27 protein-coding genes and 1 pseudogene are annotated in these 24,803 nt (G+C 74.3%); 11 read left to right on the forward strand and 17 right to left on the reverse strand.

Annotated elements, in window-relative coordinates; genetic code table 11:
• The first annotated feature begins 46 nt into the window (after positions 1–46).
• The 3 genes from PSD17_RS06560 (at position 47) to PSD17_RS06570 (ending at position 2,032) form a co-directional block, all read left to right on the forward strand.
• On the forward strand, positions 47–706 hold the full coding sequence (locus PSD17_RS06560; RefSeq protein WP_339122135.1) for a DUF4232 domain-containing protein: 660 nt from the start codon (positions 47–49) through the stop codon (positions 704–706).
• Positions 707–799: 93 nt separating this feature from the next.
• Positions 800–1,552: an alpha/beta fold hydrolase gene (locus PSD17_RS06565; protein WP_339122136.1), complete on the forward strand. Its 753-nt coding sequence runs from the start codon at positions 800–802 to the stop codon at positions 1,550–1,552.
• A gap of 84 nt (positions 1,553–1,636) precedes the next feature.
• Positions 1,637–2,032 (forward strand): winged helix-turn-helix transcriptional regulator, encoded by a 396-nt coding sequence (locus PSD17_RS06570; protein ID WP_013675293.1) that lies wholly within the window; start codon positions 1,637–1,639, stop codon positions 2,030–2,032.
• A 62-nt stretch (positions 2,033–2,094) separates the two neighbouring features.
• On the opposite strand, the gene PSD17_RS06575 is transcribed toward PSD17_RS06570, so the two are convergent.
• Positions 2,095–2,715, reverse strand: a complete 621-nt coding sequence (locus tag PSD17_RS06575; RefSeq protein ID WP_013675294.1) for a malonic semialdehyde reductase — start codon at positions 2,713–2,715, stop codon at positions 2,095–2,097.
• Positions 2,716–2,830: 115 nt separating this feature from the next.
• On the opposite strand from PSD17_RS06575, the gene PSD17_RS06580 reads away from it, so the two are divergent.
• Positions 2,831–3,637, forward strand: coding sequence for a methyltransferase domain-containing protein (locus PSD17_RS06580; RefSeq protein ID WP_103382247.1), 807 nt, complete (start codon positions 2,831–2,833; stop codon positions 3,635–3,637).
• Here the strand turns inward: PSD17_RS06580 and PSD17_RS06585 are convergent.
• Together PSD17_RS06585 and PSD17_RS06590 are read right to left on the reverse strand one after the other, a co-directional pair.
• On the reverse strand, positions 3,609–4,322 hold the full coding sequence (locus PSD17_RS06585; RefSeq protein WP_013675296.1) for a response regulator: 714 nt from the start codon (positions 4,320–4,322) through the stop codon (positions 3,609–3,611). The genes PSD17_RS06580 and PSD17_RS06585 overlap by 29 nt on opposite strands.
• On the reverse strand, positions 4,319–5,530 hold the full coding sequence (locus tag PSD17_RS06590; protein ID WP_013675297.1) for a sensor histidine kinase: 1,212 nt from the start codon (positions 5,528–5,530) through the stop codon (positions 4,319–4,321). The genes PSD17_RS06585 and PSD17_RS06590 overlap by 4 nt, the downstream gene beginning before the upstream one ends.
• 179 nt (positions 5,531–5,709) lie before the next feature.
• Here PSD17_RS06590 and PSD17_RS06595 point away from each other — a divergent pair, with 179 nt between their 5' ends.
• The 3 genes from PSD17_RS06595 to PSD17_RS06605 are packed head-to-tail and all read left to right on the forward strand — an operon-like array spanning position 5,710 to position 7,190.
• The gene (locus tag PSD17_RS06595) at positions 5,710–6,132 is read left to right on the forward strand and encodes a hypothetical protein (protein WP_013675298.1); all 423 of its coding nucleotides are present in this window, start codon (positions 5,710–5,712) and stop codon (positions 6,130–6,132) included.
• Positions 6,133–6,181: 49 nt separating this feature from the next.
• Positions 6,182–6,340, forward strand: a complete 159-nt coding sequence (locus tag PSD17_RS06600; RefSeq protein WP_013675299.1) for a hypothetical protein — start codon at positions 6,182–6,184, stop codon at positions 6,338–6,340.
• Between the two features lie 4 nt (positions 6,341–6,344).
• Positions 6,345–7,190, forward strand: a complete 846-nt coding sequence (locus PSD17_RS06605) for a universal stress protein (protein ID WP_013675300.1) — start codon at positions 6,345–6,347, stop codon at positions 7,188–7,190.
• A gap of 129 nt (positions 7,191–7,319) precedes the next feature.
• Here the strand turns inward: PSD17_RS06605 and atzF are convergent, their stop codons facing one another.
• From atzF to PSD17_RS06650, 9 genes are all read right to left on the reverse strand, one after another.
• Positions 7,320–9,035, reverse strand: a complete 1,716-nt coding sequence (gene atzF / locus PSD17_RS06610) for an allophanate hydrolase (RefSeq protein WP_013675301.1) — start codon at positions 9,033–9,035, stop codon at positions 7,320–7,322.
• The gene (locus PSD17_RS06615; protein ID WP_339122137.1) at positions 9,028–9,435 is read right to left on the reverse strand and encodes an AtzH-like domain-containing protein; all 408 of its coding nucleotides are present in this window, start codon (positions 9,433–9,435) and stop codon (positions 9,028–9,030) included. The genes atzF and PSD17_RS06615 overlap by 8 nt, the downstream gene beginning before the upstream one ends.
• A complete protein-coding gene (gene biuH, locus PSD17_RS06620; RefSeq protein ID WP_013675303.1) occupies positions 9,432–10,139 on the reverse strand; it encodes a biuret amidohydrolase in 708 nt (235 codons plus the stop codon). The genes PSD17_RS06615 and biuH overlap by 4 nt, the downstream gene beginning before the upstream one ends.
• Positions 10,139–10,888 (reverse strand): GntR family transcriptional regulator, encoded by a 750-nt coding sequence (locus PSD17_RS06625; protein ID WP_013675304.1) that lies wholly within the window; start codon positions 10,886–10,888, stop codon positions 10,139–10,141. The genes biuH and PSD17_RS06625 overlap by 1 nt, the downstream gene beginning before the upstream one ends.
• Positions 10,885–11,919, reverse strand: coding sequence for a ring-opening amidohydrolase (locus tag PSD17_RS06630; RefSeq protein WP_013675305.1), 1,035 nt, complete (start codon positions 11,917–11,919; stop codon positions 10,885–10,887). The genes PSD17_RS06625 and PSD17_RS06630 overlap by 4 nt, the downstream gene beginning before the upstream one ends.
• Before the next feature lie 40 nt (positions 11,920–11,959).
• Positions 11,960–13,030, reverse strand: coding sequence for a sugar ABC transporter substrate-binding protein (locus PSD17_RS06635; protein WP_013675306.1), 1,071 nt, complete (start codon positions 13,028–13,030; stop codon positions 11,960–11,962).
• An 81-nt stretch (positions 13,031–13,111) separates the two neighbouring features.
• Positions 13,112–14,212: an ABC transporter permease gene (locus PSD17_RS06640; RefSeq protein WP_339122138.1), complete on the reverse strand. Its 1,101-nt coding sequence runs from the start codon at positions 14,210–14,212 to the stop codon at positions 13,112–13,114.
• Entirely contained in the window at positions 14,209–15,753 is a 1,545-nt protein-coding gene (locus tag PSD17_RS06645; protein ID WP_339122139.1) for a sugar ABC transporter ATP-binding protein, read from the reverse strand. Before PSD17_RS06645 ends, PSD17_RS06640 begins: the two co-directional genes overlap by 4 nt.
• A complete protein-coding gene (locus PSD17_RS06650; protein ID WP_339122140.1) occupies positions 15,750–16,781 on the reverse strand; it encodes an isopenicillin N synthase family dioxygenase in 1,032 nt (343 codons plus the stop codon). The genes PSD17_RS06645 and PSD17_RS06650 overlap by 4 nt, the downstream gene beginning before the upstream one ends.
• A gap of 252 nt (positions 16,782–17,033) precedes the next feature.
• Between PSD17_RS06650 and PSD17_RS06655 the strand changes: the two genes are divergently transcribed.
• A complete protein-coding gene (locus PSD17_RS06655; protein WP_013675310.1) occupies positions 17,034–17,510 on the forward strand; it encodes a cupin domain-containing protein in 477 nt (158 codons plus the stop codon).
• A gap of 1 nt (position 17,511) precedes the next feature.
• Here the strand turns inward: PSD17_RS06655 and PSD17_RS06660 are convergent, their stop codons facing one another.
• Complete coding sequence (locus PSD17_RS06660; protein WP_339122141.1) at positions 17,512–18,738, reverse strand: flavin-dependent oxidoreductase; 1,227 nt, start codon at positions 18,736–18,738, stop codon at positions 17,512–17,514.
• Positions 18,739–18,975: 237 nt separating this feature from the next.
• Between PSD17_RS06660 and PSD17_RS06665 the strand changes: the two genes are divergently transcribed.
• The 3 genes and pseudogenes from PSD17_RS06665 (at position 18,976) to PSD17_RS06670 (ending at position 21,282) form a co-directional block, all read left to right on the forward strand.
• On the forward strand, positions 18,976–20,418 hold the full coding sequence (locus PSD17_RS06665) for an FAD-binding oxidoreductase (RefSeq protein WP_013675312.1): 1,443 nt from the start codon (positions 18,976–18,978) through the stop codon (positions 20,416–20,418).
• Between the two features lie 289 nt (positions 20,419–20,707).
• Positions 20,708–20,887 (forward strand): annotated as a pseudogene (locus tag PSD17_RS35305) (AMP-binding protein); the annotation flags it as partial.
• 65 nt (positions 20,888–20,952) lie between these two features.
• A complete protein-coding gene (locus PSD17_RS06670; protein ID WP_041759713.1) occupies positions 20,953–21,282 on the forward strand; it encodes a hypothetical protein in 330 nt (109 codons plus the stop codon).
• Between the two features lie 16 nt (positions 21,283–21,298).
• On the opposite strand, the gene PSD17_RS06675 is transcribed toward PSD17_RS06670, so the two are convergent.
• The 4 genes from PSD17_RS06675 to PSD17_RS06690 form a co-directional block, all read right to left on the reverse strand.
• Positions 21,299–21,823 (reverse strand): FAD-dependent monooxygenase, encoded by a 525-nt coding sequence (locus PSD17_RS06675; RefSeq protein WP_339122142.1) that lies wholly within the window; start codon positions 21,821–21,823, stop codon positions 21,299–21,301.
• Complete coding sequence (locus tag PSD17_RS06680; RefSeq protein ID WP_339122143.1) at positions 21,742–22,260, reverse strand: FAD-dependent oxidoreductase; 519 nt, start codon at positions 22,258–22,260, stop codon at positions 21,742–21,744. The genes PSD17_RS06675 and PSD17_RS06680 overlap by 82 nt, the downstream gene beginning before the upstream one ends.
• A gap of 457 nt (positions 22,261–22,717) precedes the next feature.
• Positions 22,718–23,107: a hypothetical protein gene (locus tag PSD17_RS06685; protein WP_013675313.1), complete on the reverse strand. Its 390-nt coding sequence runs from the start codon at positions 23,105–23,107 to the stop codon at positions 22,718–22,720.
• A gap of 909 nt (positions 23,108–24,016) precedes the next feature.
• Positions 24,017–24,760, reverse strand: a complete 744-nt coding sequence (locus PSD17_RS06690; RefSeq protein ID WP_339122144.1) for a DUF2249 domain-containing protein — start codon at positions 24,758–24,760, stop codon at positions 24,017–24,019.
• Between the last annotated feature and the right edge of the window lie 43 nt (positions 24,761–24,803).

Consider the following 24,803-nt stretch of genomic DNA (forward strand, 5'->3'; position numbering starts at 1 on the left):
CTGACGTCTACACAGAGGAAGACACGATCAGACGGGGGTGATCGGGATGTCCACGCGCACATGGGGGAGCCGCGTCGGGGTCCGCGTCGGGGGCGCTGCGGCCGCACTGCTGGCCGCGGTCGCGCTGGCCGGGTGCTCGGGTGGATCGGACGAGGTCAACGGCGGGACACCGGCCGCGACGACGAGCGCGCCGGCCGCGACGGCAGCGCCGGCGACGCCGGCCGGCACCGGCGGCGGCACAGGCGGCAGTGGTGGCGGCACGGGTGGTGGTGGCAACGGCGTCCCGCGCTGCACGGCCGGCGAGCTCAGCCTGTCCCTCGGCCAGGGCGACGCCGGGGCCGGTTCGGTGTTCCAGCCGCTGATCTTCACCAACAAGGGCAACCGGACCTGCGAGCTCACCGGGTTCCCGGGTGTCTCCTACGTCGCGGGCGACGACGGCCACCAGGTCGGGCCCGCCGCGGAGATGTCGGGTCCGCGCGGACCGGAGGTCCCGATCGCACCGGGACGGTCGGCGCAGGCGCAGGTGCAGTTCGTCCAGGTCGCGAACTTCGACGCGGCGGTCTGCCAGCCGACGCCGGTGCGCGGCCTGCGCGTCTACCCGCCGGGTGAGACGGCCTCGCTGTTCGTGGCGATGAACAACCAGACCGGCTGCGCGGGCAACCCGCCCGGCCCGCAGCTGACCGTCAAGACGATGACGGCGGCCTGACGGGCCGCGGTCCGGCCGACGACCGTCGCGGGTACCGATGAGCGAAGGCTCCCTTCGTCGTCACATGGGTGTGGCGACGAAGGGGGCAGCCGTATGACCGGCTCCGACCGACCGGCCGACACCTGGGTGCTCGTCCCGGGCGCGGGCGGTGAGGCGTGGTATTGGCACCTGGTGGTGCCCGAGCTGCAGCGGCGCGGGTACGCCGCGGTCGCGGTGGACCTGCCGGCCGGCGACGAGTCGGCGGGCGTCGACGAGTACGCCGATGTCGTCGTGGCCGCGCTCGCGGCGCACCGCGAGCGGACGGGCGGCGGCGGGCGGACGTTCGTCGTCGCGCAGCCGATGGGCGGGCTGACCGCGCCGCTGGTCTGCGCGCGGACGCGGGTCGACCTGCTCGTCCTGCTCAACGCCATGATCCCGCAGCCGGGGGAGGTACCCGGCGACTGGTGGGAGACCTCGGGTTTCCGCGAGGCCCGGCGCGCGCAGGCGTGTCGTGACGGTTGGGACATCGAGGACCTCTTCGAGGCCTTCATGCACGACGTGCCGGCGGACGTGCGCGCGGAGGCGGTGCGCCGGGGCGAGCCGGACCAGACGGGCGCCCCGTTCGCGTCGGCGTGGCCGCTCGACCGCTGGCCCGACGTGCCGACCCGCTTCCTGCAGGCCCGCGACGACCGGTTCTTCCCCGTGGACTTCCAGCGCGCGCAGGTCGCGCAGCGGCTCGGTGTGCCGTTCGACGAGATACCGGGCGGGCACCTGGTTGCGCTCAGCCGGCCGGTCGAGCTGGTGGACCGGCTGGAGTCGTTCGTCGGACCGGGCCGGCCGGGCGGGGCCGACCCCGGATCGGGCTGACCGGGACGGGTCGTGCGCCGGCCGGTGGTTCACGGTTTCGCGCACGGCCTCGGAGAGGGCGGCGGTGCTAGCGTGGGAAGGGACATGAGCGACCATCCGGGCGCCGGCGCGACGGCCGCACCCCTCTCCGCGACGCACGTGGACCACGCCGCGTGCGTGCGCGCCGATGCGTCGCTGACCAGGGCGTTCGCCTTCCTGGGCAAGCGCTGGAACGCGATCCTGCTCCGGGCGCTGGGCAGCGGTCCGGCCGGGTTCCGGGAGCTGGCGCGGGAGGTCGTGGGGATCAGCGACTCGGTGCTGTCCGACCGCCTGGGCGACCTCGCCGCCACCGGGCTGATCGTGCGGACCGTCAGCGAGGGCCCGCCGGTCTCGGTGTCCTACGCGCTCACGCCGCGGGGTGAGGCGTTGATGCCCGCGCTCGACCAGATCTCGCAGTGGGCCGCCGAGTACCTCCCCGAGGTCCCCGGCGGCTCCTGCTGACCTCCAGGCCCCCGCCGCGGCCTGCCGGGTCCCGGACGCCGACGTCGTGGTGAGTGGTGGGCTCAGGCCCAGGAGATGACGTCGTCGTGGGGGAGCCGGGGGAGCCGGTCGAACCACGGGTTGTCGCCGGGCAGGCCGAGGTTGACCACGAGCAGGGCGCGGTGGCGGCCACCGGGGAAGAACTCCTCGGTGACGGCGTCGGCGTCGAACCCGGCCATCGGGCCGGTGGCCAGCCCGTGGGCGCGCGCCGCGAGCAGGAAGTAGCCTGCCTGCAGGGTCGCGTTGAAGCGGGCCATCGCCTCGCGGCCCTCGACGCCCGCGGCGTCGAAGTTGTCCTTCAGCTCGGGGCGGATCGGGAACGTCCGGTCGGTGAACTCGTGGAACTCGACGTCGGCGGCCAGGAGCGCGACGGCGGGGGCCGTCCGGGTCTTCTCCTGGTTGCCCTCGGCCATCAGCGGCACCAGCCGGGCCTTGCCCTCGTCGGAGCGGACGAACGTGACGCGCAGCGGCTGGGTGTTCGCCGCGGTCGGCGGCCACTTCGCGAGCTCCCAGATCGCGGTCAGGGTCTCGTCCGGCACCGGGACCGGCGCGAACGTGTTCGCTGTGCGGGCCTCGGTGAACAGCAGGGCACGGGCGGCGTCGTCGAGGACGGGGAGCGCAGGAATGTCCTGAAGAGCGGTCATGTCGACTCCAAGGAACCGAGCCGCTACGAAATTCCTAGTAACTACGTGACTCGGGTCACAGGGCGGGTCGATCGGGAACGGGGTCCCGGCGAGCCGCGTGCGCAAGGATCGGGACGTGCCGTCCGACGAGGGATACCTGCTGGCCAACGCGCAGGCGCAGGCCGGGACGCGGTTCGACGCGCTCGCGGAGCTGTTCGACCCCTCGACGTTCCGGCATCTCGACCGGCTCGGCGTCGGGCCCGGGGCCCGCTGCTGGGAGGTCGGGGCCGGCGGTCCGGGCGTCCCCGCGGGGCTCGCCGCCCGCGTCGGAGCGGCCGGGCTCGTCGTCGCGACGGACATCGACACCTCGTGGCTCGCGGGACTCGACGCGCCGGACGGGCCGGTCCGGGTGCTGCGCCACGACGTCGGCCGCGACGAGCCGCCGGGCGCGGGGTTCGACCTCGTCCACGCCCGGCTCGTGCTGACCCACGTCCCGCAGCGGGCCCGCGCGGTCGCCTCGATGGTCTCGGCGCTGCGCCCCGGCGGCGTGCTGGTGCTCGAGGAGGCCGACCCCGGGCTGCAGCCGCTGCTGTGTCCCGACGAGTACGGCCCCGAGCAGGAGCTGGCCAACCGGTTGCGGCACGGCTTCCGCACCCTGATGGCCGGCCGCGGCGCCGATCTCGCCTACGGGCGGACGCTCCCGCGGCTGCTGCGCGAACACGGTCTGCACGAGGTCGGGGCCGACGCGTACTTCCCGATCACCGGACCGGCCTGCGTCACCCTCGAGGTCGCCACCGTCGAGCAGATCCGCGACCGGCTCGTCGCGGGGGGCATCGCCACCGCCGCCGAGATCGACGAGCACCTCGGCAACGTCGTCGCCGGGCGGGTCCCGGATCTGGCCACCTCACCGATGGTCACCGCATGGGGCCGTCGCGCCAACTAGCCGTCGGGGGTGCGACGAGCCCGTTGCGGTAGGCGAACGCCACGGCCTGCGCCCGGTCGCGGGCGTCGATCTTGGCCAGCAGGTGGTTCATGTGCGACTTGACCGTGCCCTCCGACACGACGAGCCGGCGCGCGATCTCGGCGTTGGACAACCCTTCGGCGACGAGCGTCAGCACCTCGGCCTCGCGCGCGGTGAGCCCCGCCGGGCGTTGCGGCGCAACGGGAACCGGCTCGGGCCGGCCGCCCGCGAGCGCCTCCAGGAGATGGTGCTGCACCGCGGGGTCGATCGCCGCCCGGTCGTCGAGGACCCGGCGCAGCGCCTCGCGGATCTCCGGGCCGCCCGCGTCCTTGGTGAGGTAGCCGCGGGCGCCGGCCCGCAGCGCGTCGAGGACCGAGCGGTCGTCGGAGTACGTCGTGAGCACGACGACGCGCACCCCCGGCCGGCGTTCGCGCAGCAGCCGGGTCGCCTCGACGCCGTCGCAGCGCGGCATCCGCAGGTCCATCAGCACGACGTCCGGGTCCAGCCGCTCGGCGAGGGCCACGGCCTCGGCGCCGTCGGACGCCGCCCCGACGACCTCCAGCTCCGGCATCAGCCCCAGGACCATCGTCAGCCCCTCGCGCACGACCCGCTGGTCGTCGGCGACGACGACCCGGATCGGCCGCGCGTCGCCACCGTCGCCGCTCACGCGGCCACCTCGGCGCCGACGGGAACCTCCAGCGTGACGCGGAAGCCGTGGCCGGTCGGCCCGGCGTCGAGGGTGCCGCCGAGCAGCTCGGCCCGCTCGCGCATCCCGGTGAGCCCGTACCCGCCACCGCCGGCGGCCCCGGACCCGCCCGCGTTCCCGGACCCGACGTCCTCGACCGTCAGCCGGACCCGGCCACGGCCCGTCCAGTCCAGTCGCATCTCGACCCGGTCGGGCGCGGCGTGCCGGGCGACGTTGGTCAACGCCTCCTGGGCCACGCGGTAGACCGCGAGCCGGGCCTGCGACCCCAGCTCCTGCGGGGTGCCCGTCTCGACGTAGTCGCACGCGACGCCGTGGTCGCGCCCGAAGGCCTCGGCCAGCGCCGGTAGGCGTTCGGGACCGGGCAGGTCGTCGTCGCGCAGGGTGCCGATCGCGCGGCGTGCCTCGTCGAGCCCGGTGCGGCACAGGTGATGGGCCCGCTCGACGGTCGCGCGCAGCCGCGGGTCCGCCGGGTCGCCCTCGACGAGCATCCGGGCCCCCTCGAGCTGCAGCATCAGCCCGGACAACGAGTGCGCGAGCACGTCGTGCATCTCCCTGGCCAGCCGCTGCCGCTCCGCGAGACCCGCCGCCTGCGCCTGCGCCAGCCGGCTCTCGTGCAGCTCCGCGAGCAGCCGCTCGGCCTGCCGGTTCGCCGCGACGAGCCGGTGGGCGAGGTACATCAGCCCGTACAGCGCGGCGAGCGAGCCGAGCACGAGGATCGTCACGTACTGCTGGCCGGTGACGGTCTCGAAGACCTCCAGGCCGACGAACCCGACGACGAGCACCGGCACACCGACCCGGACCGGCAGCAGCCGGGCGACGCACAGCACCGCCAACAGCATCCCCGCCGGTCCGGGACCCGCGGGCTGCACGCACATCAACGCCACCGACGTCGCGACGAGCACCCCGACGAAGCCGAGGTGCGCGGGCGAGCGCGCCGTCGTCGCGTTGCGCCCCAGCACCGCGACGACGAACAGCGCGGTCGAGACCGTGACGAGCAGCGCAGGTCCGCGCAGGCCCAGCCCCGGGGCGGCGTAGTAGGCGGCCACGACGAACAGCACCAGGACCACCGGCGCGAACAGCGTGAGGCGCCGGACGAGCGCCTCCTGGCCCCCGCGGACCTGCTGCAGCCGGGCCACCGCCGGCGCGGTGGCGGACTCGGTCGTCGGCACGCTCCGACCCTACGGCCGCGCGTGCGGCCGGGCATCGACCCTGCGGTGGAGACCGGTCTCCGACCACGGGTGCACCCGGCCCTGCCGCGGAGATCGAACTCCGCGCAGATGTGGCCGACCGGTGCCGAGGCGCAGGGTCGTCACCGACGGGGAGAGCCCCCGGCCGACAGGAGCCCACCATGAGCGAGAACCTCACCGCGCAGCGTGCCGTCCCGACCCCGGCATGGCGGACCGCCGTCCGCCTCGCGACCGCCTACCTGGTCCTGAGCGTGGCCGGCGTGGTGGCGATCGTGCTGCTGCGCAACGACCCCGCTGCCGTCACCCCCGCGGTGTGGATCCGCGGCGTCATCGTCGCGGCGAGCGCGGTGCTCACGTTCGCGTTCGCCCGCCGCGCCGCGGCCGGATCCCGACGGGCCCTCCTGCGGCTGCGGCTGGTCACCGCGATCATGGTCGTCGCGATCGTCGTCGTCGTGGCCGTGCCGGGGGCCTTCCCCGTGTGGCTGAAGATCGAACAGGTCGTGTGCGGTGTCCTGCTGCTCGGCATCGCCATGATCGCCGACGTGCCGGGGGTCCGGCAGACGCTCGACCGCCGCGCGGGATGAGGGCCGTCCGGGGGGTGCGCGGCGGGGGACGACGGGCCACGATGACGACGTGCCCGACGTCCTCGTCCGCCACCGCGCCCTCGGCCGCCCGCCGGGGACGCGGGCGCGCGCCGACGTGCCGCGCGCCGACGCCGACGTCTCCGGGTGCGACGCCCCCGCCGAGGACCGCGCCCCGGCGTGGGTCCGCGGCGTCCTGGACGGGCTCTGACGTCGTGGCGGGCGAGCTGATCGCCTACATCCGTCGGACCGTCGTCGTGGGGGTGGACGGGACGGAGCCCGCGCTGCGTGCCGTCCGCTGGGGTGCGCGCGAGGCCGTCCGCCGCGGAGGGGCGTTGCGGCTGGTCATCGCCACGGTCGCGCCGGTCTTCCAGCCGATGGGCCTCGACCAGGTCGGCCCGTCGCGGGCCCGGGACGCCATCGCGGGCGCCGCGGTCGAGTCGCTCGACGAGGCGGCCGACGTCGCGGCGGACGTGGCGCCCGGTGTCGAGATCGTCCGGCAGGTGCGGGGCGGCTCGGCGCCGGTGGCGCTGCACGCGGAGTCGGAGTGGGCGGGGCTGGTCGTCGTCGGCACCCGCGGGCGGGGGCCGATGCGGACCGTCGTGCTCGGGTCGGTCGCCGCCGCGACGGCCGCGACGGCGCTGTGCCCGGTCGTCGTGGTCCGCGGCGAGATCGAGCCGCGAACCGACCGCGCCGGGGCCGACACCGCCGGGGTCGTGGTGCCCGCCGACGGCTCGGCCGCAGGCCGCCGGGCGACGGCCTTCGCCTACGAGGAAGCCCGGCGGCGGGGGAGCGGGCTGCTCGTCGTGCATGCCGGCTGCGTCGCGGTCCCACCCGACGACCGCATCGCCGGCGGCGACCCACAGGTGCCGATCCGGCACGTCGCCGATCCCGCCGACGCCGAGTCGGCGCTGGTCACCGCGTCCTCGGGGGCGGCACTGCTCGTCGTCGGGGTGCAGCCGCGACGCCGCAGCCTCGGCGGCCCGGCGGGCCGGCTGTGCCGGAGCCTGCTGCGGACGGCGCACTGCCCGGTGGCGGTCGTGCGCACGTCCGCGGGGTGACGGCGACCGCCGCGGAAACGGCGGCCCGGCACGGACCGGCGGCGGCCACGACGTCGGCGTGACCGCGTCCGGCCCGCCGCGTGCGCGCCGGGCCGCGTGGAGCGTGCGGCCCCGGCGTCGCCCCTGCCCTCAGCCCTGGTCGCCCCGCAGGTACGCCCGCCATCCGCCGTACGCGCTGATGTCGTCGGCGCCGCGACGCTGCCCGGCCTGGCACACGAACCCGGGCAGCGCGTCACCCGCGGCGGTCTCGACGCGCCCGATCGCCAACGGCGGCGGCACGCTCGCGACCAGGTCCGCGAAGCCGGCGTCGCTCATGGCCCACACCTCGACCTCCACGGCGACGCCGTCCCCGTCGTCGGTCGCCACCAGTCCCGGCTTGGCGGGTTCCGTGGGCAGGGCGTAGAGCCGGTACTTCGGCGCCGTCGTGGTCTGCTCGAGGAACCGGGCACCGAGCTGCAGCAGCTGCCCGTTCAGCGGCTGCCCCCGCAGGTGCGCGCCGGCCACCGCGACCCGGTGCGGCGTGTCCGGGGTCCCCAGCGGGCGCGGCGGGACGGGATAGGGACCCGGCGCGTCCCCGGTGAACGCGCTGCCGAACTCCACGAGCGCCGCGTCGGCGAACGCGCCGGCGTAGACGGTCACCCCGAACGGCAGCCCGGCGGAGGTGCGTCCCGCCGGCAGGGTGAGGGCGCACAGGTCGAGCAGGTTGCAGAAGTTGTTGTAGGTTCCCAGCCGCTGGTTGACCCCCACCGGATCCGCCGCCACCTCCTCGATCAGCGGGTGCAGCGGGGTCGCGGGCAGCACGAACGCGTCGAACCTCCGGAACTGCTCGGCGGTCCGCCGCCGCAGCTCGACCAGCCGGTGCAGGTCCGCGGCCAGCCGGTGCGCCGGGACCTCGGCGGCCGAGCCGATGATCGCGCGCACCGTCGGGTCCACCTCGTGGGGGTGGGCGGCCAGGAAGGCGCCGACTGCGGCGTAGCGTTCCGCGACCAGGCCGCCCTCGTACAGCAGGGCACCGGCGGCGAGCAGGTCGGCCATGGCGAGCGGCCGCAGGGTGACCCCGCCGGCCCGCAGCCGCTCGACCGTGGCCTCCCACGCCGGGCGGTACTCGTCGGACAGGTCGAGCTCGGCCGGGTCCGGGACGCCGACGGTGCGGACGCGGCCCGGCGGCCGGGCCGGCGGCCGGCGCCCCGGATCGGCCGCGGACGGGTCGCCCGCCCACGCGGCCACGGCGGCGGCGTGCGCGGTGGGCACGGAGCGGGCGAAGACCGACACGCAGTCGAGCGAGGCGCAGGCCGGGACGACCCCGTGGGTGCTGAGCAGCCCGCGGGTGGGCTTGAGCCCGACGATGCCGTTGAACGCCGCCGGCACCCGGCCCGATCCCGCGGTGTCGGTGCCGAGCGCCACGTCGACCTGGTCGAGGGCCACCGCCACGGCCGACCCGGAGCTCGAGCCGCCCGACACGTACCGCGGGTCGACGGCGTTGCGGACGACCCCGTACGGGGACCGGGTCCCGACGAGTCCCGTGGCGAACTGGTCGAGGTTCGTCTTGCCGATCACCACGGCGCCGGCCGCGACCAGCCCTGCCACGGCGGGGGCGTCGCCGGCGGGCAGGTACGCGTAGGCCGGGCACCCCGCCGTCGTCTCGACGCCGGCGACGTCGATGTTGTCCTTCACCGCGACGGTCATGCCCGCGAGCGGCAGCCGCTGCCCGTCGGCCACCCGTCGTTCCACCTCGGTGGCGCTGCGGACGACGGCGTCCTCGTCGCGCAGCGTGATCCAGACCTCCGGCGGGCCGCCGTGGGCGGCCTTCAGCGCCCGCAGCGCCCGGTCGACGACCTCACCCATCGAGCGCCTCCGGCGGGACCGGCGTCTCCGACACGTGCGCCGACACGATGCGCCACCCTTCGGCCAGCCGGACCCAGGTCTGGGACTGCCTGCCCTCGAAAGGGCGCCCCGGATAGGAGAACAGGGTCGTGACCACGGCGAGATCTGCCCCGAACGTCGCGACGTGGGTCTGCCGGCGTTCGCGGCCCGGCAGTGGCCCCTGCGTCGCCCGCCAGGCGGCCAGCTCGCCGAACCCGCGCTGGCGGTCGGCGACACCGAACCGGATCGTGTCGGGGCTGTCCCAGAACATCGCGTCGAGCGTCGCCGCGTCACCGGCGACCAGCGCGTCCTCGTAGCGTTCGAAGACGGCCAGCACCTCGCTGGTGACGGCCGGGTCGCCCACGTCGGCCGGCCCGATCACGCGGGTCCGTCCGCGGCCGGGTCCAGCACGGCGAGCAGGTCGGCCGAGGCGGCGACCGCCCCGAAGACCCCGCCCTGCATCGTGACCATGTGCAGGGCCGCGGCGTAGTTGCCGACGTCGGTCGCGCCGGTGCAGTCGCGCAGCAGCAGGCACTCGTACCCGCGGTCGTTGGCCTCGCGCATCGTCGTGTGGACGCACACGTCGGTGGTGATGCCGGTGAGGATCAGGTGGGTGATCCCCGCGGTCCGCAGCCGCAGGTCGAGGTCGGTGGCGTAGAAGGCGCCCTTGCCGGGCTTGTCGATCACCCACTCGCCGGCGACGGGGGCGACCTCCGGCACGATCTCCCAGCCCGGCTCCCCGCGGACCAGGATCCGGCCGCACGGCCCGGGGTCGCCGATGCCGGCGCCGATGCTGCGGGACCGCCAGAGCTTGTTCGGCGGGCAGTCCGACAGGTCGGGCACATGCCCTTCCCGGGTGTGGACGACCTGCATGCCGGCCCGGCGCGCCGCCTCCAGCACGGCGACCGTCGGGGCCAGCCCGGCCCGGGTCAGCTGCAGGTCGTAGCCCATCGCGTCGACGTAGCCGCCGGGCCCGCAGAAGTCGGTCTGCCAGTCGATGCACAGCAGCGCCGTGCGGGCGACGTCGAGCGCGCCGTCGTAGGGCCAGGTGTAGGGATCGGCAACGATCTGGTGCGGCGTCGTCATCATCGGCCTCCCGTCGACGTCCTGGTGCTGCGGGCCCGGCGGCCGGCCGCCGGTGCGGCCGTGCCCTCCTGGTGCACGTGCCTGCGGCACGCGTCCTCGTCCTTGCTGGTGTGCTCGTCCATCCGCCTGCCGGCGAGCTCCTCGTCGCCGGCGAGGATGGCCTCGAGGATCGCGGCGTGGTCGTCCCACGAGCCCTCCGCGCGGTCCTCGAGGTCGACGGAGAACATCCAGTCCACCTTGCCGCGGTAGAGCGCGAGGATCTGGACGATCTCGGGGTTCCCGCTGGCCACGGCGACGAGCTCGTGGAACCGGGAGACCAGCTCGGGGATGGCCTTGTAGCGGCGTTCGTCGACCGCCCGGCTGCCGCGTTCGACCAGCCGCACCAGCTGGGCCGCGGCGGGCCCGCCGCGGGCGCGGGCCGCGAGCCGCGCGGCCATGACCTCCAGCCCCCGCCGGACCTCCATGGCCTGCAGGGCCCGCTCGGCCGAGGGCATGGTCACCGTCGCGCCCCGGTACCGGGTGAGGGTCAGGTAGCCCTCGCTCTCCAGCTTCTGCAGCGCCTCCCGCACGGGTACCCGGGACACCCCGTGATCCTGGGCGATCTCGTCCTCGCGGATGCGCCGTCCGGGCTTGATCGCACCGGTGATCACCTGCTCGCGGATCGAGTCGGCGATCAGGTCGCGCAGCGGCTTGGGGGAGTGCGTCGCGTCCGGCTCCGCCGGCGGCGCCGCAGGCCGGTCCCCGATCACGACGCAACCCGGTAGACGACGGTGACCGGACCGCCACCGGGCGGGCCCTGGTGCTCCGCGCCACCGGACACGTAGATGGCGCTGTCGCCGACGAGACCTGCCAGCAGCCCCCCGACGGCCGCGCGGGCGTGCCGGGTCGAGGACAGGTCGGAGTCGGTGAGCATGGTGTGGCGCCTGCCGCGGATCGAGCCCGACGGGTCGGCCTCGGCCTTCGCGAGGACCTGCACGACCTCACCCCCGTCGGCGCTGACCCGGTCGAGCAGGTCGAGGACCGTCCGGGCGTCCATCGCGTCGCGCATGACACCGTGCACGGCGCGCAGCGGACCGTGCGCCGCGGGTGAGTTCCCGAGGACGAGGATGTGGCAGTCGTCGAGCTCGGCGCCGGAGCTGATCGACGCCACCGACGACCAGACGTCGGCCTCGCCCCGCAGCGCCGCCGCCGCGTCCGGCTCGCTGATCTCACCGAGTGCGACGGCGACACCGAGCGCGCTCGCCGCCCGCGACATCGCCATGGAACGCAGCGTGTCACGGGTCGCGGGCTCGACGCCGTCGGCGAGGCAGCGGCTGATCGACTCCGTCGTCAGCAGGGGGCACTTGACCAGGACGAGGTGGACGTCGCCCGGCTCGAGCGCGGCGTCCGCACAGAGCTCGCGGACGCGGGCGGCGACGGCCCGGACCTGTCCGGCGCGCCCGAGGTCGGCGATCGGGATCGACGCGGTGCGGCCGACGGCGGCGACGAGCGCGCCCTCGGGGGCCGCGGGCCGGTCGGTGCCGACGAACGCGGAGGCGTGGGGGCTCAGCACGCCCTCGGTCCCACCCGAGAACACCGTGACGGCGTCGGCGGGCAGCACGGCGTCCCAGGTGTGGTCGGCCAGCGTGCGGCTGAAGTCGTTGACGCAGCCGTTGCCCTCGGTCTTCGCGACGAGCGCCACCACGTCCGCGGTCGAGTAGCCGGCGTCGGCGAGGGTCTTCACGAGTGCGGTGTCGTCGGGGCTGCTGGTCGTGCGCTTGACGATGTCGACGACGGTCACCGCGACACGTCCGACTGCCGGCGGAGCTGGGGTACTGCGGTCACTGAACGGTCACCTTTCCGGCGAACTCCGGGTACTCGAACGGCGTCGTGGCGATGACGTCACCGATGTTGTCGCCCGTGGCGGTCGCCAATGTCAACTCGTTGAGGAAGGTCGGTGACCCTCCTTCGATCTTGGTGCGCACGGCCTGCGCGACGAGCAGGCCGCTCTGCGCGGCGGAGTGGAACGACGTCGCCGCGAGGTAGGGCGTCCTGAGCCAGGTCAGCATCTCCTCGTCGCAGTCGCTGCTGACGTGCACGACGTCGGACTTCTTGATCGACTGCAGGTACTGCGCGACGCCGTCGCCCATGGAGGCGGCGTAGGTGAGGATCCCGGTGGCGTCCGGGTGGGCCTGCAGGCCGCTCTGCACGATGTTCGTGGCCTTCGTGCGGTCGTAGAAGCCCTGCTCGCGCACGGCGACGGTGAAGCCGCTGCCGGCGAGCGACTCGTCGAGGCCGGCGTCGATGAGCTCGGTGTACTGCTGACCGAGGATCGCCTGGACGACGATCAGCTTCCCGGGTCTGGCGTGGGCCTTGATGTACTCGCCCATGTCCCGGCCCTTCTGGGTCCAGTCGGCCCAGGCGATCGCCGTGGCGGGAGCGTCGGCGGTCTTCGTCGGCCACTGGGCGATACCGCAGGGTATGCCCTTGCCCGCGCACAGCTTGGCGGCGTTGGCCGCGGTGTCGGCGTTGACCGGCAGGACGACGAGCCCGGCGATCCCCGCGGACACGAGGTTCTGGATGCTCGTGAGCTCCGTGGTGCTGTTGGCGTTGTTGACCGCGATCCGCGCGTCGTAGCCGCCGCCCTTCAGCGCCTGGTAGACGCCCTCGGCGACGTAGGAGGAGTAGGCGTTCGCGACGTTGAGCGAGATGCCGATGACCTTCGTGCCGCCGCCTCCGCTGCCGGTCGCCGTCGACGGGCCGTCCGGGGAACCGCAGGCCTGGACCAGGCCGGTCAGCCCGAGCGCGCCCAGCGCGGTGCCCGCGGCGCCGAGCCGCAGGAACCTGCGGCGCTCGAGGGAGGCGGCGAGCAGAGCGGACGGGCCCGCGGTGCGGCGGCCGGGAATGGGCATGACGAACTCCTTCGGGGTGGGGTGGTGCCTCGGTCGTCGCGAGGACGGGGAGCGTGCGGGTCGCCGCTGCGCGGCGCGGTGTCAGCGGCGCGGTGTACGCGTCGTGCTGTTTCCGGTCGCGGGGGACAGCAACCTCCGTCTCGTGCGCGCCGTGTCGGTGCTGCGCCTGCCGCGCTTGTACGACGCGGCGGCCATCGTGACGGCGAAGATCAGGACGGCGCCGGTGACGAAGTCCTTCCACGACCCGCCGATGTTCAGGAACACCAGCGAGGCCGAGATGACGCCGAACAGCAGCGTCCCGAGCAGCCCGCCGATCATCGAGCCACGGCCGCCGGTGAGGGCGGCTCCGCCGAGCACCACGGCGGCGATGCAGGACAGCTCCAGCCCGGCGCCGGAGGTGGGGTCGCCCGCGCTGAGCCGCGCGAGCTGGACGATGCCGGCCAGCCCGACCAGCAGGCCGTTGACGACGAAGAGCGTCACCGTGATCCGCTTGGTGGGCAGGCCCGCGAGGAAGGCGGTCTGCTCGGAGGAGCCCACCGCGAACACCTGCCTGCCGAACCGGGTGGAGTGCAGGACGACGGCACCGACCACGCAGACGGCGAGGAAGATCACCGCGAGCGCGGGCAGGCCCAGCCACGTCGCGAAACCGAGGTCGCCCAGCACGCTGGCCACGCTGATCGGCCGGTTCTGCGACAGGATCAGCGCCAGCGACGAGAAGAAGCCCAGCCCGCCGACCGTGAGGATGAACGAGGGAACGCCCACGTGGGCGACCAGCAGGCCCCACAGGAGCCCGACCCCCGTACCGACGACCAGCAGCATCACCGCGACGACCACCGGCGACCAGCCGTGGGTGTACATCCAGGCCCCGAGCACGCTGGTGAACGACACCATGCTGCCGACCGACAGGTCGACCTCGCCGCCGATGATCAGGAACGTCTGCCCGACCACCAGGATGCCCAGCACCGCGCTCTGCACCAGGATGTTGTCGATGTTGTCGCCGGTGAGGAACGACGCGTTGTGCGAGTTCGTGAAGAGCGACAACGCGATGATCACGACGACCAGCGGCAGCGCCGACCGTAGGAGGTCGTTCGGCCCGCCCCGCCGCGTCAGGATCGACCTGCGCGGACCGGCGGGCGGCTCGGCGAGTGCTCCTGCGGTGACCTGCTCTTCCGAGACCGTCATGCCGACCGCCCCTCCATCTCGATCTGCATGACCCGGTGCGGGTCGGCCTCGTGGCCCGGGAGCTCGGCGACGACGCGGCCGTCGCACACCACCAGGACCCGGTCGGCGAGTGCGTGGATCTCCTCGAAGTCGGAGGAGACGATGAGGACGGCGGCGCCGTCGGCCGCGGCGGCCAGCAGCAGCCGGTAGATCTCGACCTTCGCCGCGACGTCGACGCCGGCGGTCGGTTCGTCGAGCACGAGCACCCTGCTGCGCACCGCCAACCAGCGGCCGAGCACGACCTTCTGCTGGTTGCCGCCCGAGAGCGTCTGCACCCGCTGCCGGACGTCGGCGACGCGGATGCCGAGCCGGTGGACCTGCTCGGCGGCCCGGCGCCGGTCCTCGCGCCGCCGGAGCAGGACACGCCGTGACGTCACCCGGTCGCCCAGCGCGACGTTCTCGGTGACCGAGTGCTCCAGCAGCACCCCCGCGTGCTTGCGGTCGGCCGGCAGGAACGCCACACCGCACCTCGCGTGGTCGCGCCGCGTCCGGGGCGGGCGGGTCCGCGCGGCACCGGTCGCGTGGGTGATCCGGCCGGCCGACGGCCCGCGGGCACCCGCGACGAGCTGCGCCACCTCGGACGCGCCGCTGCCGAGTGGACCGGTGAGCGCGACGACCTCGCCGGCGTGCATCGTCAGGCTCACGCCGTTGACGGTCCGGCCGAGGTGGATGTCGTCGACCTCGACCAGTGGCTCGCCGCGCACGACGACGGGCAGGCCCGCGCGGACCGCGGCCCGCGACACGTCCACGGACTGGCCGAAGATCATGGCGGTGAGCTGGTCGGGGCGGGTGCCGGCCGCGGGGACCGTGCCGACGACGGCCCCGTCGCGCATCACCGTGACGCGATCGGCGATCGCGTAGACCTCGTCGAGGTGGTGGGAGATGAACACGATCCCCACCCCGCGCCCGGCGAGCGTGCGCACGATGTCGAACAGCACGCGCACCTCGTCGCCCTGCAGCGACGCCGTCGGCTCGTCGAGGACCAGCACCGTCGCGCCGGCGGACAGGGCCCGGGCGAGCGCGACGAGCTGCGCCTCGGCGGCGTTCAGGTCCGCCGCCGAGCGCCCCGGGTCGAGGCCGATGCCCAGCTCGTCGAGCAGTGCGCGGGCGGCCCGCTCCGTGCGTCGCCTGCCGACGAGCCCGAGCGGACCGGTGGGCACCCGGTCGAGCAGGACGTTCTCCGCGACCGACAGGTGCGCCGCGATCTGGCGCTCCTGGTGCAGGACCCGCAGCCCCAGCGCCCGCGCCGCCTGCGGGGTGTGCCGGCCGAGTGCGACGCCGCCGATGTGGACGGTGCCGGCGTCGGGCGCCAGTGCGCCGCAGGCGATCTTCATCAGCGTCGACTTGCCGGCTCCGTTCTCGCCGAGCAGCGCGTGCACCTCGCCGGAGGCCACCGTGAAGCTCGCGTCGCGCAGGGCACGGACCCCGGGGAACGACTTCGTGACGCGGTCGAGCCGCAGCACGTCCCCGTGGGCGTCGCCCGGCTGCAGGATGTCGCTCACTCCGCGGATCCGAATGCGCTCTCCATCTTCTGCAGCAGGTAGGCGCCCGACGTCGTCGGTGCGTACTTGGCGGGCTTGCCCGGCCCCTGGCACGACGGCAGGCACTCGATGTCGGCCGACCAGTTCGGCTGGTGGAAGAAGGCCAGCGACACCCGGGGCTTGCGGGCCATCTCACCGGTCGGCGCCAGCACCCGGTGCTTGGTGGAGACCCACTCGTCGTTGGTCCAGACGGCCATCAGGTCGCCGATGTTGACGACGAACCCGCCCTCGACGACCGGGACGTCGATCCAGTCGCCCGCCTTGTCGAAGACCTGCAGACCGCCGCAGTTGTCCTGGTAGAGGATCGTCAGCGTGCCCCAGTCGCTGTGCGGGCCCTTGCGGTACTGGTCGGGCAGCGGGTCGGTGTCGACCGGCGGGTACCAGTTCGCGGTGAGGTTCGAGCTGTGGATGTCGACGAAGGGGGTGAAGAACTCCTCGTCGAGCCCGAGCCCGAGGGCGCAGAGCCGCATGAGGTCGGCGGAGAGGTCGGAGACCTGCCGGTAGTACTCGAGCCAGGTCTCCTTGAACCCCGCCGGCCGCTCGGGCCAGACGTTGGGCCGCGACCAGACGTCGTAGGCGTCACCCAGGCCGGCGACCTCGGCGACACCCGGTTCGCCGAGCTGGTTCATCGTGAACAGCTCGCAGAGGTCCGGCGAGGTCGTGATGTCCTCGGCGGCGGAGACCGAACCGGCGCGGGCGAAGATGCCGCGCAGCGTCGGGTCGTCCGGGGGGACCAGCAGGGCCGCCTTGTCCTCGTCGGGGGCGGAGAAGAGGTCGACGGTGACGTCGTGCACGCGCTGGATCAGCGAGAGATCCACACCGTGCCCGACGATCCCGAAGAACCCGGACTCGCGGCATGCGGTGTCGATGGCCCGGGCGATCTCGCGGCGGCGCGCGGGCGATCCGTCACGGCCGCCGACGTCGACGACCGGGACGAATCCTCCGACGACCGTGGGGTCTTCCGTCGTGCCGGGCGGGTGCGCCGTCATGGTGGACACTCCTTCGCGGGTACTCGCGGCGAGGCGATCTCGTATACGAACTTCGGATACGAGAGTTGCGGCGGGGTGTTTCGCGAGGGGTGTCGTGGTGTTGCCGGCACGTTGCGCCGCGTTACGTTTCGGTTGGGCGGACGCGGCCGGCCGCTCGCGTCCGCATGTACATCCGCGGCCCCATGGCGCAGAGTGCGGGGAGTCGGGGTGCGCAGTGTCAAGCGGACAGCGAACCAGCCGTCAGGAGGCGTCATGTTCGGCGACGAGATCGTGCTCGGCCCACTGCCCAAGGGCATCACGCTCGCGAAGGAGGGCATGCAGAAGCGGGTGTGGAACGTGCTCGGGCACACCTACCTCATGAAGGCGGCCAGTGAGTCGAGCTTCGCGTTCGAGACCTTCGACCCGCCCGGCACCGGCGTGCCACCGCACGTGCACCCCACCCAGGACGAGCACATCTACGTCCTCGACGGGGTGTTCACCCTCTACCTCGACGGGCAGTGGGAGACGGCAGGTCCCGGGGACACCGTCCGGATGCCGCGCAACCTCCCGCACGCCTACTACAACCGCGGCGAGGCACCGACCCGCGCGCTGTTCTGGGTGAGCCCGGCCGGCCGGCTCGCCGAGCTGTTCGACAAGCTCCACGACCTCACCGACCCGGACGAGGTGGTGCGCCTGTCCGCCGAGTGCGACGTGCAGTTCCTGCCGCCCGGCTCGGTGGAGGGGGCCTGAGTCAGCGGTTGACCTGCTCGGCGGAGGCGCCGGTCAGCTGCGCGTAGGCGGTCACGACGGCCTCGAGCTCGGCGGCGTCGATCACGTCCTCCAGCCGGGAGAAGCCATCGGGCGCGCGCCGCTCGACCTCGTCGATGACGCCTTCCGGCCCGCCCACCCGGTTGCGCAGGACCACCTCGGCGGTGGCGGCCAGCCGTTCGTCCTCGTACGCCGCGAGTGCCCGCTGCGGGTCGGCGTGCCCGGTGAGGCACGCGCCCAGGGCGGCCGCGTCGAGGACGGCCTGGCCCGCGCCGTTGGAGCCCATCGGGTACATCGGGTGGGCGGCGTCGCCGAGCAGGGTCACCCGCCCGTGCGTCCAGCGGGGCAGCGGGTCGCGGTCGCACATGGGGAACTCGAAGGCCTCGCGGGTCGCCCGGACGAGACCGACGTGGTCGACGTGCGGGAGGCGGAAGCGGCCGACGTGCCGTTCCAGGTCGGCCCGGTCGGCCGGGCGCGACCAGTCCTGCCGGTCCGGCGGGGGGTCACCCGGTCGGCCGGTGCGGATGCAGATGGCCCAGTTGGTGAGCTTCGTGCCCGGCCGCAGGCCTTCGCCGATCGGGTAGACGACCAGCTTCGCCGCGGTCCCGCCGGCGACGAGCATGGACCGGCCCGCCCCGAACTCCGGCCAGTCGGTGGCGCCGCGCCACATCATGACGCCGTTCCACCGCGGCGGGCCCTCGTCGGGGAACAGCAGCGACCGCACCGTCGAGTGGATCCCGTCGGCGGCGACGAGGACGTCACCGCACGCCTCGTCGGACCGGCCGACGAACCGCAGCCGCACCCCGTCCGCGTCCTGCTCGACGCCGACCACCCGGTGCCCGGTCCGGACCGCGTCGGCACCGAGCCGCTCGCGCACCGCCCGCAGCAGCACCCCCTGCAACCGGCCCCGGTGCAGGGAGAACTGCGGAAGGGCGAACCCCGCGTCGAGCCCGCACGGCCTGCGCAGGATCTCCTGCCCCAACCGGTGCCGGTAGGACAGCTCGGTGGTCCGGATCGCCACCTCGTCCAGCCGGTCGAGCAGGCCTAGCGCCGCGAGCTCCCTGACCGCATGCGGCAGCACGTTGATCCCGACCCCGAGCTCGCGCAGCTGCTCGCCCTGCTCGTAGACCTCGCAGTCGATCCCTTCCCGGTGCAGGCGCAGGGCGGTGGTCAGCCCACCGATCCCGGCTCCCGCGATGACGACCCTCATGTCGGCCCCCCGTGCCCGATCACCCCAGGATGGACCGGGACGGTCACCGCACACCACCCGGTTGTGCCGTCGTCCGGCGCAGCGGGCCGCCGCACAACCGGGCCGATCGGCCCGTTCGGCCCGGTGCCGGGAACGGTAGCCTGGCCCGCCCACGGCCGTGCCTTCATCCACCCGCTCGCTTCCGCGATCGGCACGTCACGCGGCCGCCCACGGGGCGGCCGGGTTGAGAGGTGCGCCATGACCGTCACGCTCCTGCGGGCCGACGGTGCCCGCGAGCACCTGTCCGACGACGTTCTCGACGAGCTCGACGCGGCCCTGCGCGGGACCGTCGTGCTCGGCGGCACCGACCCGGGTGCGCCCGAGCCGTGCCCGGAGTGGAACGCCATGTACGGCGACCCCGCCGCGCTGACGGCGCGATGCACCGGGACCGCGGACGTCGTCGAGGCGGTGCGCTTCGCCCGCGAACGGGGGCTGCTGGTCGGCGTCCGGGCGGGCGGCCACTCCGTCGCGGGGCTGTCGAGCGTCCCCGACGGTCTGCTGATCGACCTGTCGGGCATGCGCGGCGTGATGGTCGACCCGCAGCGCAGGCTGGCGAGGGTGCAGGGCGGGGCGCTCCTGGGCGACGTCGACCGGGAGACCCAGGCCTTCGGACTGGCGACACCGCTCGGGCGGGTGTCCGAGACCGGGGTCGCCGGGTTGACGTTGGGCGGCGGCTACGGCCACCTGAACGCGAAGTACGGCCTGTCCTGCGACAACCTCGTCGAGGCACAGGTGGTGTGTGCCGACGGCAGCGTGCGGACCGCGTCCGAGACCGACGACGCCGACCTGTTCTGGGCGATCCGCGGCGGCGGCGGCAACTTCGGCGTCGTCACCTCCTTCACGTTCCGGCTGCACCCGGTCGGCCCGATCGTCGCGTTCGCCGGCGTCATGTACCCCCTGGAGGACCTCGGCACGGTCGAGCGCAGCTGGCGCGAGTACGCCGCCGCCGCACCGGACGAGGTCACCACGTTCGTCGTGACGATGACCTTCCCGGCGGCCCCCGGCATGCCCGAAATCATCCACGACCGGCCCGTCGCGATCGTCGCCGCGGTCCACTGCGGACCCGACCCGGACGAGGGGATGCGGGTGCTGCAGCCACTGCGCGAGCTCGGCACGCCGTTGTTCGACCTGTCCCAGCCGATGCCCTACGCGGTCGTCCAGGCCTCGTTCGACCCCTTCTTCCCCCGGGGCGCGCTGCGGGCCTACTGGAAGTCCCAGTACCTCGACGAGCTCTCCGACGACGCGATCGACACCCTCGCCCGGCGCGCGGCGGACCGGCCCGGTCCGATCACCCTGGTCAACACGTTCCGGCTGGGCGGCGCCGTACACGCCGTGGACCCGGAGGCCACCGCGTTCGCCGAACGGACCTCGCCGTGGATGGTCTCGTTCGACACGATGTGGAGCGACCCGGAGCAGGACGAGGCCGCGATCGCGTGGGGCCGGTCGGCCTGGGAGGAGATGACGAAGTACGGCAACGGCCGGGTGTTCCTGAACTTCACCGGTAGGCAGGACGAGCCCCTGCAGGCCGGCACCGACACCGCGTTCGGCCGCAACCTGCGTCGCCTCGGCAGGATCAAGGCCGACCTCGACCCGGACAACTTCTTCCAGATGAACAACAACATCATCCCGACCCCCGGCTGACGACGCCGCACCGCCGCGGCCGGCGCCACCGTGCGCCGGCCGCGGCCCCGCACGTCCCGGAGCCGCCCGCGGGGGGATCCGACGCGCGTCCTGTCGAGCGCCTCCCGCTGCAACGGGGTGAGGCGTCCGGCGTCGTCGAGCGGATGCGTACCGACGAGCCGCGGTCGCGCGGGTTGGACCGGAGTTGGAGCCGCGCCTGCGGCGGTGTCGCCACCGACATCGGGAGGACACCGTGACCGTGTACATCGAGGACCTCGTCGCCGTGCTCGAGGCGGCGGGGGAGCGGGCCGTGCTGCGCCGCGACGACGTCGACACCACCGGCTCCGAGCTGCTGGCCACGATCCGGCGGACGGCGCGGGCACTCGATCGCCTCGGCGTCGGCCGCGGTGACCTCGTCGCGCTGCTGGCCCCGAACCGCCCGGAGGCGCTCGCCGTGCGGTACGCGGCCCACGTGATCGGGGCCGGCGCGGTGTTCCTGTCGACGCCGACGGCTGGTACCGCACCGGGGACCTCGGCGAGCTCGACGCCGAGGGCATGCTGCGGGTGCTCGGCCGCGAGTCCGACATCGGCGCGCCGGACGGGGTCGCCACGGTGGACCTGCAGGACACGCTGTGCCGGCTGCCGTCGGTGCGGTACGCGGTACTGGTCACCGACCCGGAGCGGGACGTCCGCATCGCCGCGGTCGAGGCTCGGCAGGGCATGACCGTCGACGGCGAGTCGTGTCGTGTCGCGGTGTCCGCCGCGCACGGGCCGGAGGTGGCGGGGTCGCTGCACGTCCTGCCCGTCGACCGTGTCCCCCTCACCGAGCAGGGCAAGCCGGACCGTCCCGCGATCCGGGCCGCGGCGCTCACCGGCTGCGCGTGAGGCGGCGTCGGCGCGGTCAGGACGGCGGGCACCAGGCCTGCAGCCGGTCGGCGGCGCGGGCCACCCGGGTCGCGGGCGTCAGGCGGAGCACGGTGTCCCGGGCGACCCCCGTCAGCCGGCCGCGCGCCTGGGCGACACTGCCGATCTGCCGTGAGCGGCGGGCGATCTTGGCCGTTCGTGCTCGCCGCGTCGTGTCGTAGCGGGCCAGCGCGGCGTCGATCCCCGGTTCGCGGGCCACGAGCGCGGCGAGGGTGACGGCGTCCTCGAGCGCCTGGTTGCCGCCCTGCCCGAGGTCGGGCGTCATCGCGTGCGCGGCGTCGCCCCCGAGCGCGACCCCGCCGTGGACCAGTGTGGACAGCGGCGCGGCCAGGTCGAGGATGTCGTTGCGGCGGACGGCATCCGCGCGGGCGGCGTGCACCAGCGCGGGGATCGGCTCGTGCCGGCCATCGAACCGGCGGATCAGCTCGGCCCGCTCGTCGGGGACCCGCCAGTCGGCCGGTGCCGACGCGGTGGCGTACCAGTAGATGAGTCCGTCGGGCATCGGGGCGATCCCGAACCGCCCGCCACGCCCGAGCGTCTCCCCGGCCGCGGGGTCTCGAACGGACCGTCGGTCACGCCGCGCCAGGCGGTGTAGCCCGCATAGCGGATGCCGGGGTCCTCCGGCCAGGTACGTCTGATCGCACTGCCGACGCCGTCGGCGCCGATCACGAGGTCGAACTCGGTGGTCTCACCGGTGTCGGTCACGACCGTCGCCGAGTGGACGGGCGTGTCGACCCGCGTGACGGTGGCCGGACGAACCGGCGCGGCGGCGGTGGTGAGGATGCGGTGCAGCTCGGCGCGGTGGACGACGACGAACTCCGGTCCGGTGTCGTCGGCGGCGCCGAGCAGCCAGCGGCCGTCGGGCGTGCGCAGCCCGGACGGGACGGCCGGAGGCGTGCCGAGCGCACGTACCGCGTCGCCGAGCCCGACCTGGTCCAACGCGCGAAGTCCGTTGCTGAACAGCGAGATCCCGGCACCGGCGGGGGCGCTGCCGGATCGCTCCGGACGAACCCCGTGGCCTGCTGTACGGCGATCCCGACCACTCGTCGAAGGAGATCACCGAGACGCTGTTCATCACAGGCTGGACCTGGCGAGGTGCGCCATCAGGGCCGGGCTGGTCGAGCCCTGACGCCGGTCGCGCCCTCGGGGGCGACCGCGCGACCGGCTACGGGAACGGGCGCGCCCGAGATCGGGTGCTGGACCCGATGGCGGCGCCGACACCCACGTCCCGACCTGAGCACCACGACCCGGCCGGTGGACGTCGAGGACCGTGGAGAGGGGGAGCGGCATGCCGATGTGGCTCGTCCGGCTCCTGCTGGCCGCCGTCCTCGGTGTCGCCGTGGCCGTCACGCTCTCCGCGGCGCCTGCTGCTGGCGGGCGGACCAGGGGTGGCGGATCAGCCGATGCCGGGACGGGCCGGGATCCCGACCGCGGCGCGCCGGCACATCGCGAGTTGCCCGGCGGGGCGGACCGGTACCGCGCTTGCCGCGGCGGGTGCGCCGTACTCGGCGAGCAGAGCCTGGTCGGCTGCATGCCCCGCGGCGTCGACGAGCTGTTCCGGCCCGACGTCCGACCGCAACGATCCTGCGCGCAGCCGCAGCGAGTACGTCCAGACACGCATCGACCCCGTGCCGACCCCGGGACGGGCGTCGGGCGCAGGGATGAGGTCGAGTTCCAGGCTCGCCGGCACGTGGATCGCGATCGCGGCGAGTGCGACGGCCTCGGCGTGCGCGAGGTCGGCATGAACGGCGAGGCGCAGCCGCAGCAGCGCCGGGATCACTGCCACCTCATGCCCTCCAGCCGGCCGCGACCCGGGTGGGCCGGCTGCTGTGCCGCCCCGCTGCGGGCAGGTCGCGAGCCGTCCCAGGATCGCGCACGACGCGACCGTTCGTGTCGGTGTCGAGCCGGGGCAGCCGTTGGGCCGTCACGAGGGTTTCCTTTCGTGCGTCGCGGCCCGGCGCCTCGCGTCGGAGTCGGGCGTCGGGTTGCATGCGGGAGTAGCCGACCTGGACGTCGTCCACGGTGCCCCGGAACCGGCGCCGGCGCACGGGCGATGACGTACCGACAATCCGCGCCTTACCTGCCGAAGCCCGGCAACGTCGCAGCGGTGGCAGGGCTATGGGAGCGGTGTGGCCGTCCGGATCGGCCGGACGGCTCGCGCTGTACGCTGCCGAGAGTCGGCGGCCGAAGACGGTGGCGTGCACGACGCACCGACGGCAGCCGGCCAGGCCGTCGGCGGAGGGCTCGCCGACCGGCTCGCTCCTACCTACCGGCGGGCCCGCGTCGCGGCGCGCCCCCGACCGAGCGGACGATGCGCGAGATCTACCGAGTGGTGGAACGCGGACCCGGCCGAGGTTGCGGACCCGCGACCTGCCCGCCGCGGCTCGTCGCGGGCATGGTCGATGGCGGGACTGCCGAGCTCGGACAGCGCGGCTGCCGCATCCACGAGTCGTCGGGACGGGGGTGTCGCTGGCGCGGGGGACCGGCGCGGTCCTCTTCGCGATCGATGTGAGCGACGACCACGCCGGCGGCCGGCACCGCGGACAGGTACCTCCGATGCAGGACGCCTACCACGCGCTGTCGCGGGCCTCGGTGCCGTCCGAGGACCTCGACGTGCGGATGGCCGGCACCCGGTCGTTTCTGGGGACGCGCTCGGTCCCGGGCACCCGGTTCGGGGATGGGGCCTCACCGAGGGTCAGGCCTCCGGGAGTGTTCTGGTGATCCGGACACGCCACCGCGCGGGACCGGATTCCAGGTAGGTCCAGTCGAACTGGTCCGGATAGGTGGCCTGGAACTGTCGGTGCAGCGGCTTCGGATCGTGGTTGTTGACCAGGACGAACGACTCTCCGGGTGCGAGGCGGGCATAGATGCCGAAGATGCGGGGGTGGCGTCGTCCGTGGGGGACTTCGCGGACGTCGAGCACCTCGGGAATCTCGAGGTGCCCCCACGTCAGGAGAGTGACCACGTCCTCGGCCAGGTCCGCGAGATCGACTCCCGGCAGCTCGGCGAGTGCCGGCAACAGGAGGAGGCGTTCGATCTCGGCGCAGCACCGCAGCAGCGTCAGCCCGGCATGGGCGGCCTCGTTCAGCTCGTCGGCCGTGTCCGCCCGGCCGAGGCGGGCGACGCGACTCCGGATCATCTCGTGCTGCAGCCGCAGGGACCGCACGAGCAGCCGGGTCTCCTCGGCACCGGCGGCGACCGCGTAGAGGACGCGATCGGTCGCCTCCATGTGCCGGCGCAGCCGGGACGAGCAGAACTCGACCAGTGAGTCCTGGGCCTCCTCCCTGCGTGCCAACGGGAGGCCGAACCCGGTGGCGAGCTCGACCTTCGCCGCCAGGTCGGCGAGCATCTCCGCGTCGCGGTCGAGGAGCAGCGTCTGTGCTCGCCGTGCCGGGTCGTCTTCGGTGCCCAGGATGTGGATATCGGTTGCTGACGACACGTCGCGCTCCTGTCTGCCCGCCTCCGGCTGTCGGTTCCCGGAC

Source organism: Pseudonocardia sp. D17 (assembly GCF_036984265.1).
GTDB classification, from domain to species: Bacteria; Actinomycetota; Actinomycetes; order Mycobacteriales; family Pseudonocardiaceae; genus Pseudonocardia; species Pseudonocardia benzenivorans.